The following is a 12,494-nucleotide window of genomic DNA, read 5'->3' as shown; positions in this document are numbered from 1 at the left end:
GTTAAATCCCAAAATTGTGAAAAAAACACTAAAATTAAGATGATTAAATTTAAATGAAAAATATTAGCAATTACGCAAACTATCATGATAAATAGATGACCTACTCTTTCATTCAATTTTATTAAGATCCATACTAAGTATATTTAATTCAGTTTTATTTTATTAAAACACTTTATTTTCGGAAGCGTTTTGACAAACAAATTTATTTTAAGACAAATAAAAATGCCGTTAGTTTGAGCTAACGGCATTTTATTAAGTATATAAATGACTTATTAACTATTTCTTCTTCGCTTTAGCATTGGGTAAATCAGTGACAGAGCCTTCATAAATTTCCGAGGCTAAGCCAATTGATTCATGCAATGTTGGGTGCGCATGAATGGTTAATGCGATATCTTCTGCATCACAGCCCATTTCAACCGCTAAGGTGATTTCACCCAGTAATTCACCGCCATTAGCGCCAACTACCGCACCACCTAACAAGCGATTATCTGCTTTATTGAAGATGAGTTTTGTCATCCCCTCGGAACAATCAGATGCAATAGCACGTCCTGATGCTGCCCATGGGAAGATTGACACTTCATAATCAATGCCTTTTTCTTTCGCTTCTTTTTCAGTTAAACCAACCCAAGCTACTTCTGGCTCAGTATAAGCGATAGAAGGAATGGTTTTTGGATCAAAGAAATGTTTTTTACCTGCAATCACTTCGGCTGCAACATGACCTTCGTGTACGCCTTTGTGCGCAAGCATTGGCTGACCAACGATATCACCAATAGCATAGATGTGTGGTACATTGGTACGCATTTGCTTATCGACCTCAATAAAACCACGATCAGTCACGTTAACACCTGCTTTTTCAGCACTAATTAGCTTACCATTCGGTGTACGACCAATTGCCACAAGTACCGCATCATAAGTGTGGGTTTCAGTGGTGCCATCTTTCTTTTCCATGGTGACATAAATTGCATCATGCTTTGCTTCAACAGTAGTCACTTTGGTTTCTAAACGTAAAGTGAATTTCTTCTGGATCTGCTTAGTAAAGACTTTAATAACATCTTTATCAGCTGCTGGGATCACTTGGTCAAACATTTCAACCACGTCTACTTCTGAACCTAATGCATGGTAGACAGTACCCATTTCAAGACCAATGATTCCGCCACCCATTAATAATAGTTTTTTCGGAATCGTTGTTAAAGCCAATGCATCTGTAGAATCCCAAATACGCGGATCATCATGCGGAATAAACGGTAATTTAATTGGGCGAGAACCCGCTGCAATAATCGCATTATCAAAAGTAATTTTAGTGATACCTTTTGAAGATGTCACATCCATGGTATGACTACCCGTAAATTGTGCTTCACCTTGAATCACATTGACTTTGCGCATTTTTGCCATACCAGCAAGCCCATTAGTGAGTTGACTAATGACCTTTTCTTTCCAACCACGTACTTTGTCTAATTCAAGTCTCGGCGTACCAAAATGGATGCCATGTTCAGTTAATGATTTTGCTTCATCCATTACTTTAGCAACATGAAGTAATGCTTTTGATGGAATACAGCCTACATTTAAACAAACACCACCAAGTGTTGAATAACGTTCAACAAGGGTAACATCTAGTCCAAGGTCAGCCGCGCGGAACGCAGCGGAATAGCCCGCTGGTCCAGCACCTAAAACAACAACCTGTGTTTTTACTTCTTGACTCATAATCTGTTTTCCTCCACTACATCACTAAACGACGTAAGTCGGATAATACGTTAACAATATGGCTTAAGAAGCGCGCACCATCAGCACCATCAATAACACGATGATCGAATGATAATGATAAAGGCAACATTAAACGTGGTGTAAACTCTTTACCGTTCCAAACTGGTTTCATGCTAGAACGTGACACGCCTAAAATGCCAACTTCTGGCGCATTAACAATTGGTGTAAATGAGGTCGTACCAATGCCACCAAGGCTAGAAATGGTAAAACATCCACCTTGCATATCACTGCCAGTTAATTTACCTTCACGTGCTTTTTTGGAAATTTCAGCAAGTTCACGAGAAAGCTCAATAATGCCTTTTTTATTGACATCTTTAAATACAGGAACAACTAAACCATTAGGCGTATCCACAGCTACACCAATGTTAATGTATTTTTTGATAATTAAGGTTTGCGCATCTTCAGATAACGAGCTATTAAAGCGCGGGTATGCCGTTAACGCACTAGCTACTGCTTTCATGATAAACACAAGTGGCGTTATTTTAAGATCAAGTTTCTTTTTATCGGCTTCGGCATTTTGTTGTTTACGGAAAGCTTCCAAATCAGTAATATCTGACTCGTCGAATTCAGTAACATGTGGAATCATTACCCAGTTACGGTGTAAATTAGCACCCGATACTTTTTGAATTTTCGTTAATGGTAGCGATTCAACTTCACCAAATTTACTGAAATCAACTTTTGGCCATGGTAATAAACCAGGCAATGCACCACCAGTAGCCCCGCTTTCAACTTGTTTAACGGCATTTTTAACGTAAGCTTGAATATCTTCACGTAAAATACGATTTTTAGGGCCTGTCGCTTGCACTTTTGCAAGGTTCACACCAAATTCACGCGCTAAACGACGTACAGATGGGGTTGCATGGGCATAAGCATCATTTTCAACGAAATCATTACCTGACGATGCAGGAGCTGATTTTGCCACAACAGGCGCTGCTGGCGTTGGCGCAACTTTTTCAGCAACAGGAGCCGAAGAGGCTTGATTTGCTGTAGTAGCAGAAGCTACACCAGTAGCGCTTTCAAATTCCATGATTTTGGAACCTGTTTTCACTTTATCGCCAATTTTTACTAGGATATTTTTAACTACGCCAGCAATGGTTGCTGGTACTTCCATTGAAGCTTTATCACCTTCAACAGTAATTAATGAATCATCAACAGCAATAGTGTCACCAACTTTAACCAAAATCTCTGTTACTTCAACTTCATCGCCACCAATGTCTGGTACATTGACATCAACAACTTGGCTTGCTGCTGGCGCAGCCGCTTGCGCAGAAGCTGCGACTTTCGGCTCTTCTTTTGCAGCAGCTGGTGCACTTGCACCATCTGCATCAAATACCATGATGTCAACACCAGTTTTGACTTTATCACCAACTTTCACAATAATTGATTTAACAATGCCTGCTTGTGGAGCAGGAATTTCCATTGAAGCTTTATCGCCTTCAACGGTCATAATTGACTGATCAGCGTCAACTTTGTCACCAACATTAACCAGAATTTCAGTCACTTCAACTTCATCACTACCAATGTCAGGTAACTTAATTTCAATACTCATTCTTTTTACCTCTTATGCAATACGTGGATTAAGTTTATCTGCATTGATTTCGAATTTTTTAATTGCTTCTTCAACAACGCTAACTTCAATATCACCACGTTTAGCAAGTTCACCCAATGCTGCAACTACAACATAAGATGCATCAACTTCAAAGTGATGGCGTAAATTTTCACGGCTATCACTGCGTCCAAAACCATCAGTACCCAGTACTCGATAACTTTCAGCTGGTACAAATCCACGAATTTGTTCAGCAAAAAGTTTCATATAATCAGTTGAAACAACCGCAGGATTGTTATTCATAATTTGAGCAACATAAGGAACTTTTGGTGTTTCGCTTGGATGTAACATATTATAACGTTCACAATCTTGACCATCACGAGCAAGTTCAGTAAATGATGTTACGCTATAAACATCTGAGCTAATACCATAATTTTTAGCCAGAATATCAGCAGCTTCACGTACATGTCGTAAAATTGAACCTGAACCTAATAGCTGCACAGTTGGTTTGCCTTTTTGACCTTCAACGGTATCAAGTTTATAAATACCACGACAAATCCCCTCTTCTGCACCTGCTGGCATTGCAGGTTGTGCATAGTTTTCGTTAAGGGTGGTGATGTAGTAATACACGTTTTCTTGTTCGCCATACATACGACGTAAACCGTCTTGCATAATCACAGCCACTTCATACACATAAGCAGGATCATAAGAGATACAATTTGGAATAGTTAATGATTGAATATGGCTATGGCCATCTTGATGTTGTAGGCCTTCACCGTTTAATGTTGTACGACCAGATGTGCCACCGATCATAAATCCACGTGCTTGTTGATCGCCAGCCGCCCACATTAAATCACCAATACGTTGGAAACCAAACATAGAATAGTAAATGTAGAATGGAATCATTGGGTAATCATTAGTACTGTATGATGTTGCAGCCGCTAACCATGAAGCAGTTGCACCACATTCATTGATCCCTTCTTGTAGAATTTGCCCTTTTTCATCTTCACGATAATAAGCAACTTGTTCCCTATCTTGCGGTGTATATTGTTGACCATGAGGATTATAGATGCCAATTTGACGGAACAAACCTTCCATACCAAAAGTACGCGCTTCATCAGCCAAAATTGGTACTAAGCGTGGCGCTAATTCTTTATCCTTAAGCATGATATTAAGTGCACGAACAAAGCCAATTGTGGTTGATATTTCTTTTGATTGTGCTTCAAGTAATGATGAAAATTCGCTTAATGCTGGAATTGAAACACTGCCAGAGAATTTTGTTAATCTTGATGGAACGTAACCATGTAAGGCATTACGGCGCTCATGAATATATTTATATTCTGGAGTATGTTCTTCAAATTTAATATAAGGTAATTTTTCGAGTGCTTCATCTGTCACAGGAATATTAAAGAAGTCACGAACATGGCGAACTCCATCCATATTCATTTTTTTCACTTGGTGGGCAATATTTTTAGCTTCTGCTGCATCACCCATACCATAACCTTTAATGGTGTGAGCAAGAATGACTGTTGGACGATCTTTAGTCTCTTTTGCTCGTTGGAATGCTGCAAACATTTTAGCTGGATCTTGACCGCCACGGTTTAATCTGAAGATTTCTTCATCAGTCATATCTTTAACAAGCTCTGCTGTTTCAGGATATTTACCAAAGAAATGCTCGCGAACATAAGCGCCATCTTTAGATTTTAATGTTTGATAATCGCCATCAAGCGTTTCATTCATAAGTCGGATTAATTTACCAGACTTATCTTTTTGCAGAAGTTTATCCCAACGATCACCCCAAAGAACTTTAATCACGTTCCAACCTGCACCAGCAAAAACACCTTCTAATTCATTGATGATCTTACCATTGCCTGTTACTGGACCATCTAAACGTTGTAAATTACAGTTGATAACAAATACCAAATTATCCAGTTTTTCACGTGTTGCAACGGTAATTGCACCTTTTGATTCTGGTTCATCCATCTCTCCATCACCTAAGAAAGCATAGACGGTTTGTTCAGAAGTATCTTTAAGTCCACGGTGATTTAAATATTTTAAGAATCGTGCTTGATAAATTGCACTAATAGGTCCAAGCCCCATTGATACTGTAGGGAATTGCCAGAATTCAGGTAATAACTTAGGATGTGGGTAAGAAGGTAATCCTTTACCATGTATTTCTTGGCGGAAATTATCAAGTTGCTCTTCTGTTAAACGGCCTTCAAGAAATGCTCGTGAATAAACACCTGGTGAAATATGTCCTTGGAAATAAACTAAATCACCACCATCTTTTTCATTACGTGCACGGAAAAAATGGTTAAAACATACTTCATAAAAAGTGGCTGCGGATTGGAACGATGCCATGTGCCCACCAAGTTCTAAATCTTTTTTAGAAGCTCTAAGCACCATCATAATTGCATTCCAACGAACAATTGAACGAATACGTCTTTCGATATCCCAATCACCCGGATAAGGGGGCTCTTCTTCCACAGGAATTGTATTAATATAGTTACTGGTTGAAGATCCGAAAAGTAAAGGAACACCACCATCTCTTGCTTTATTAACTATTTGTTCAATAATATATTGTGCACGTTCAATCCCTTCCTCGCGAATAATTGACTCAAGGCTTTTGAGCCAATCTTGTGTTTCAATGGGATCGATATCATTCACTTGCATATCCGACATATAAAAACCTCTTTTTTGTTAAAAAAAATGCAGCATTTGCTATCCTTAGCTATAAATAACTATATAAATTACAACTCTGCATTATGGAGCTTTATTAGCATAAGTCTGCCATTTTCATAAAAAAAGTAAAGCAAACCATAGCTTATAAAAGAACGTTAATTCCTATCAAATTAATCAACTATTTCAATGGTAATATTGAAAGTTATGTTAGCTGTTTGATAAAAACCAAATTTTATTGATAAATAAATACAAAAAAATAGTCAAAATGTCTATATCGGAATTACCTACAAGTTGTCAAAATATAGTAAAATCTGTTATATAATGGGAAATTTTAAGTTAATATCAGCTAATACCAATGGCAATAAGCAACATCATGATCATAAATAATGTCATTATCAAAGATTTAAAAATTCAATCTTACGGACAAACCTATCAGGCGATGCATGACTTTACAAAAAACCGTAATGAGCACACTCCAGATGAAATCTGGCTAGTTGAACATGATCCCGTATTTACCCAAGGAAAAGTAGGCAAGGCAGAGCATTTATTAAATCATACTGATATCCCTGTTATTCAAAGCGACCGTGGCGGTCAAATTACCTATCATGCACCAGGTCAACAAATTATGTATATTTTGTTTGACTTAAAACGTCTTAAGATTGGTATTCGTGATATAGTTAGTTATTTAGAAAATAGTGTCATTCAAACATTAGCTCATTATGGTATTATAGCCCATGCAAAACCCGATGCTCCAGGAGTTTATATTGACCATAAAAAAATTTGTTCGCTGGGTTTGCATATAAACCGAGGTTGTACACTACATGGACTAGCATTAAATATTGATATGGATCTTACTCCTTTCAATAACATTAACCCTTGTGGCTACGCAGGATTACAAATGACGCAGTTAAAGGACTATGTGTCAAAATTTAACCGCAAAGAAATACAACAGTTATTAACTGATAATTTTATTAAGCAGTTACCCCAAAGATAAGATACCAATTATGCAAAATAATGAAACAACAATCAGAAGCTCAAAATACCGAGATGCTGACAAAACACGTTTAATTCCAACAATAACATTAGAAGACACCAAACCACTAAAAAAACCAGAATGGATGCGAATAAAATTATCCGCTCACTCTGATAATATTGCGCATATAAAAAATACCATGCGAAAACATGGTTTACACTCTGTCTGTGAAGAAGCATCTTGCCCTAATTTGGCGGAGTGTTTTAACCATGGCACAGCCACTTTTATGATTTTAGGTGATATTTGTACGCGCCGTTGCCCATTTTGTGATGTAGCACATGGTAGGCCATTACCCCCAGATCGAGAAGAACCAATCAAGCTAGCTAAAACAATTCAAGAAATGAAGCTGCGTTATGTTGTTATTACCTCTGTAGATAGAGATGATTTAAAAGATGGAGGTGCGAGCCATTTTGCATCTTGTACTCAAGAAATCCGCGCCTTAAGCCCAAATATAAAAGTTGAAACATTAACGCCTGATTTTCGTGGTTGTATTGATGAAGCCGTTGAAATATTGAGTGAAAACCCACCTGATGTATTTAATCATAATTTGGAAAATATCCCTCGTTTATATAAAAGGATACGCCCTGGCGCTAATTATGAAGGATCGCTCAAGTTATTATCAGCCTTTAAAGAAAAGCACCCTGAAATTCCAACAAAATCAGGATTAATGGTTGGGCTCGGCGAAACAAACGAAGAGTTAATTCAAGTACTAAAAGATTTACGCAGCCATGGCGTTACTATGTTAACATTGGGTCAATATTTACAGCCAAGTAAATATCACTTGCCAGTTGAGCGCTATGTTTCACCGCAAGAATTTGAAGTCCTGAAACAAACTGCATTAAATATGGGATTTACACATGCCGCTTGTGGGCCTTTTGTCCGCTCATCTTATCATGCAGATCTACAAGCTATGGGTAAAGAGGTGAAGTAATCTTCACCCTCTTTTTTATTTTTAAATCAGCAAATAAATCAATTATCCACCACCATAAAACGGCGATTTTCGGTGACTATCTGTAAGAATATTGGCAAGCTAATTTTTTCACCTTTTTTTAACTTGCCATTTAAATCGTAAATCTTAGAACGGCCAGATGCGTCTAAAACTACTGTTTTATCATCATAAATCGCAGCAATAGTATTCTCATCACCCACAACTAACCATTGCCTTGTTTTAGGGCTAAATAGGCTTTTTCCTTGGCTATACTGCCGTGGTGGTGTAGTGACATAAAACACATCTTGCATTAATGTACACATAATATCGGTTTGCGAGGTCGCTTGTGTTACTTGCGATTTTTCTTTACCTGGCCATGATATAATCAGAGGGACTTTTAATAAGTCACGATTAAAGCCACTACCTGTATTGCGTAAAGCTATTTTTTTTGCTTCATCAATTTTAATATCATTCGAGCCTGTAACAATAACAACTGTATCATCACTGGCATTAGATAATTTTAAATAAGTCATTAATGATGCAATATTCTGATCTAATTTTTTAGCTTCTAATTGAAGGGCAGATATAGCAATTTTTTTGTTTTTATCACCTAACGAATATTGAATTATAGAAAATGAAGGCGCATGATTATCAATATTATTCTGTTCTTTATGCCACGCCATCCAGCTTTCGGTTATTTGTTTATTGGTTTGTTTTTTAGGCTCTGATATTGAAAAATTAGATAACAATGCAGAACGATATAAAGGCTCTGCAAATCCATCAACCGAAAATAAGCCTAAATTATATTGTCGTTTAGTAGCAGCCTCAAATAATACCGACGGTTTATGCCCAACAAGGATACTATTATAGTAATTAGGATCTAATCCATAAAACAATGAAAAATTATTCAAATAAGGGTGATTACTTGCAACATAATGATTAGTAAAGGCGATGTTATCTTGAGCAAACTCATTAAGCTTTGGCATATATTTACTTAATAAATCAACATTCCATCCATCAATAGTAATGATTAGAACATTGTTTTTTATTGGTTGTTCATCATAAACAATACGCCCTAAAGGATACTCAATTGCTATTGCAAAAGGGTTCCCCTCTTGAGTCACGCGATCACGATAACCATTTTCTTTCATAAATCCATAGCGTTCAAGAAAATGACGAGCGGTTAAAGGATAAGAAAGCGGCAGGCTTGAGCGCTGCATAGTAATTGGACGATAAAAATTAGCATCAGCCCAAATATGAGTCAAGTGCGAAGTAACAAAGCAAATAATAAAGGCAACCACAACAGGCTTTGCATAGCATTTACGCTTACTTAAACTACGTAATTTTTTCCAGCTCCAAACTGAAAATAGAATCTCAATTAATAAAATAAACGGAATGATAATAAATATTGAACTTAAATAAGTAACTTTTTGTGATGAAAATAATTGCCAAATAGACAAATTTAAATGCATTCTAAAATGCGAAAAAACCTCAATATCAATAAGTAATAATGAAATACCAACAGTTGCAAAAACTGTTGCAATAATCCTTTGCCATCGAGATGAATGAATAAAAAAACTTAAAGGAAAAAGTAGAACTAGGTAAGCAATAAAAGTCAAATAGCTAAAATGGCCAATCGCACTAATTATTGCATAAAATCGCCCCATAAAAGTGCGAGGCCAATCTGCAATAATTAGATATTGACTACCAAGTATTATTACGATAAAAATATTAAACAACGTAAACCAATGTCCCCAACTAACAATTTGAGAGGAACGTTCATCTTTGAAATAGGTATTTTTGATTCTGAGCATGTTTAGTCGTTGATAATGATGATAGTGATGCAAAATAAACAATAAATTGTGACTTAGTCTACCTGATTTTGAAAAATCTTTCCGTAATTTTTTTATTTGTTACCATAAAGATTTTGGTAATCTGTTGGCGATACAACGGATACTTGTTATAATTTGCAGATGAAATAAGCTAACAAAAAGACAATAATTTTGGCAATTACACAACTCAACACACAACAGATCCAACCTAATTTATCATATATTTCTGATCTTAAAAACAAAACTAATTTTTCAGCAGCATTAACGCCAGAAAAATCGAAGCATTTACTCAAGTGGCAACCCCGTGTTGCCTCCGCTTTGTCACGATTATGCAACAATAAAAAAGAATGTTATAATCCACGTTTTATGTTGCTTAAAGCGCCTGAAAGTGAGCTTTTTTTTGGTTTACTTCGACAAGCAATTAAATCAGACTTATCTTTCTCATCATTAGGCTACAGCTATTTTTTTAGTGAAAATAAAATTACACTAACTGAGGCAAAAAGCAAACAAGATAATTTTGCAGCTCAAGATAATTGTCTATTTGCATCTTCTATTGATACTGAAAAACTTTATGGCTGTGTTAGACAGCCTGAAAATAGTCCAATAAAATTACAACCTGGGATTGTTCATCGTGTTAATGGTGGTGTTTTAATTTTAGGGCTTCGTTCATTACTTAGCCAACCTTTGTTGTGGGCAAAGTTAAAACAAATGGTAATGAAACAAGAATTTGAGTGGGTTTCTACAGATGATTCCCATCCTTTACCTTTATCAATTCCATCTATGCCACTTGATTTGCGGGTTATTTTAGTTGGAGATAGATTGAGTTTAGCAGAATTACAAGATTTCGAGCCAGAATTTTTTTCAACTTCAATTTATGCTGAGTTTGAGAATGAATTGAAAATCACTTCATTTGAGCAATTTGAGTTATGGATTGATTACCTAAACTTTATTGCAAATAAACAAGGCTTGCCGAATATTGATACTTCGGCAATTTCTACAATATACAAAGAAGCCACTCGCTACACTGGTGACCAATATTATCTCCCTCTTTCGGTTGATTGGATTAATTCACTATTAGCTAATGCTTCACACTTTATGCAAAATTGCTCAATTGATGAATCTGCAATCACTACTGCAATCAGGCAAAAATCATGGCATGAAGATTATTTGCAAGAAAGATTATATGATGATATTTTCAACAATCAAATAATGATTAATACTAAAAATCAAATTGTTGGACAAATAAATGGCTTATCAGTCATTGAATATCCTGGGCACCCAAAAGTTATTGGTGAGCCTACGCGTTTGAGTTGCCTTCTCCAATTTGGCGATGGCGAGCTAATTGACATTGAACGCAAAACAGAATTAGCAGGCAATATTCATTCAAAAGGGATGATGATAATGCAGGCTTTTATTATGTCTGAATTTGCGATCAATCACCAATTACCTTTTTCAACTTCTTTGGTATTCGAACAGTCCTATAATGAAATTGATGGTGATAGTGCTTCGCTTGCTGGGCTGTGTGCAATAATTAGCGCTTTATCGCAACAACCTATCGATCAGCAGTTGGCAGTAACCGGGTCAGTAGATCAGTTTGGGCATGTTCAATCGATTGGTGGTGTGAATGAAAAAATTGAAGGTTTTTTTGCTGTTTGTAAGCATCAAGGTTTAACTGGTCAACAAGGCGTGATCATTCCTGCTACCAACCAACGCCATTTAAGTTTAAATGATGAAGTTATTGAAGCAATCAAACAAAAAAAATTTTCAATATGGACTGTTGATCATATTGCTGATGCACTTTATCTACTTACTGGTATCCCCTATAAAGATAAAAATAGCATTAATCTTTACCAATTGATTCATGCTCGTATGCAAACAGCACTATTACAAGACAAAAAACAAGATAGTTGGCTTAGTAAATGGCAAAAATATTGCAAAAATTAACAATACCCAATAAACTTTAGCCCAAAATTTTATTGATTATGAAGTAGAAATAGAAAGCTCGATAACTTTCAATTTTCAAAACATATTTTAATTTACATTAAATAAAAGGTTTTTTTATGACATTTGAACGTAAATCATCGTACGATAAAACAGATTTAATAAAATCAGGAAATAATGAATTATTTGGTCATGATGGGCCTCCATTACCATCTGATTTAATGTTAATGATGGATCGTATTATCGAGATGAATGAAAACGGTGGTAATTTTGGCAAAGGTTTTGTCGAGGCAGAACTGGATATTAATCCTAATTTATGGTTTTTTAAATGTCATTTCAAAAATGATCCTGTTATGCCAGGCTGTTTGGGTCTTGATGCTATGTGGCAACTAGTTGGCTTTTATTTGGGCTGGATAGGCGGCAAAGGCAAAGGACGAGCTTTAGGTGTTGGTGAAGTAAAATTCACGGGACAAGTATTACCAACTAATAAAAAAGTGACCTACAAAATCCATTTCAAACGGGTAATTAACCGCAAATTAATCATGGGAATCGGTGATGGTGAAGTTTTTGTTGATGGTAAGCTTATTTACCAAGCATCTGATTTAAAAGTAGGTCTATTCCAAGATACCAATGCTTTTTAATTAATTTAACACTTGCTTTCGTCAGCCTTATCTAATATGGATAAGGCTGCATAACTAACTTTTCTAATTTAATCAAAAATAACAACACTTAACCTCTGAGCCATATTTTTATTAATACGGCCTAGAGGAT

8 protein-coding genes are annotated in these 12,494 nt (G+C 36.1%); 4 read left to right on the top strand and 4 right to left on the bottom strand.

Annotation, left to right across the window (positions count from 1 at the left end; all coding sequences use genetic code 11):
• Positions 1-276 precede the first annotated feature (276 nt).
• The 3 genes from lpdA to aceE are packed head-to-tail and all read right to left on the bottom strand — an operon-like array spanning position 277 to position 5,989.
• Positions 277-1,701: a dihydrolipoyl dehydrogenase gene (gene lpdA, locus A9G47_RS00260; RefSeq protein WP_065580506.1), complete on the bottom strand. Its 1,425-nt coding sequence runs from the start codon at positions 1,699-1,701 to the stop codon at positions 277-279.
• A gap of 16 nt (positions 1,702-1,717) precedes the next feature.
• Positions 1,718-3,310, bottom strand: a complete 1,593-nt coding sequence (gene aceF, locus A9G47_RS00255) for a pyruvate dehydrogenase complex dihydrolipoyllysine-residue acetyltransferase (RefSeq protein WP_081301560.1) — start codon at positions 3,308-3,310, stop codon at positions 1,718-1,720.
• A gap of 12 nt (positions 3,311-3,322) precedes the next feature.
• Positions 3,323-5,989 carry a pyruvate dehydrogenase (acetyl-transferring), homodimeric type gene (aceE, locus tag A9G47_RS00250; protein ID WP_065567467.1) on the bottom strand — a complete coding sequence of 889 codons (2,667 nt, stop codon included), beginning with the start codon at positions 5,987-5,989 and terminating at the stop codon, positions 3,323-3,325.
• 373 nt (positions 5,990-6,362) lie between these two features.
• Between aceE and lipB the strand changes: the two genes are divergently transcribed.
• Both lipB and lipA read left to right on the top strand, forming a co-directional pair.
• Positions 6,363-6,983: a lipoyl(octanoyl) transferase LipB gene (lipB, locus tag A9G47_RS00245; protein WP_065567468.1), complete on the top strand. Its 621-nt coding sequence runs from the start codon at positions 6,363-6,365 to the stop codon at positions 6,981-6,983.
• Positions 6,984-6,993: 10 nt separating this feature from the next.
• Positions 6,994-7,953 carry a lipoyl synthase gene (lipA, locus tag A9G47_RS00240; RefSeq protein ID WP_065567469.1) on the top strand — a complete coding sequence of 320 codons (960 nt, stop codon included), beginning with the start codon at positions 6,994-6,996 and terminating at the stop codon, positions 7,951-7,953.
• Between the two features lie 38 nt (positions 7,954-7,991).
• Here the strand turns inward: lipA and A9G47_RS00235 are convergent, their stop codons facing one another.
• Positions 7,992-9,764: a DUF3413 domain-containing protein gene (locus A9G47_RS00235; RefSeq protein ID WP_065641854.1), complete on the bottom strand. Its 1,773-nt coding sequence runs from the start codon at positions 9,762-9,764 to the stop codon at positions 7,992-7,994.
• A 189-nt stretch (positions 9,765-9,953) separates the two neighbouring features.
• Here A9G47_RS00235 and A9G47_RS00230 point away from each other — a divergent pair, with 189 nt between their 5' ends.
• Together A9G47_RS00230 and fabA are read left to right on the top strand one after the other, a co-directional pair.
• On the top strand, positions 9,954-11,726 hold the full coding sequence (locus A9G47_RS00230) for an AAA family ATPase (protein WP_141674763.1): 1,773 nt from the start codon (positions 9,954-9,956) through the stop codon (positions 11,724-11,726).
• 116 nt (positions 11,727-11,842) lie between these two features.
• Entirely contained in the window at positions 11,843-12,364 is a 522-nt protein-coding gene (gene fabA / locus A9G47_RS00225) for a bifunctional 3-hydroxydecanoyl-ACP dehydratase/trans-2-decenoyl-ACP isomerase (protein ID WP_065567471.1), read from the top strand.
• Positions 12,365-12,494: the final 130 nt, after the last annotated feature.

The organism is Gilliamella sp. WF3-4 (assembly GCF_001690275.1).
Taxonomy (GTDB): Bacteria; Pseudomonadota; Gammaproteobacteria; order Enterobacterales; family Orbaceae; genus Gilliamella; species Gilliamella apicola_C.
The sequence above is the reverse complement of the archived record's forward strand: the minus strand, read 5'-3'. Positions and strand labels throughout refer to the sequence as shown.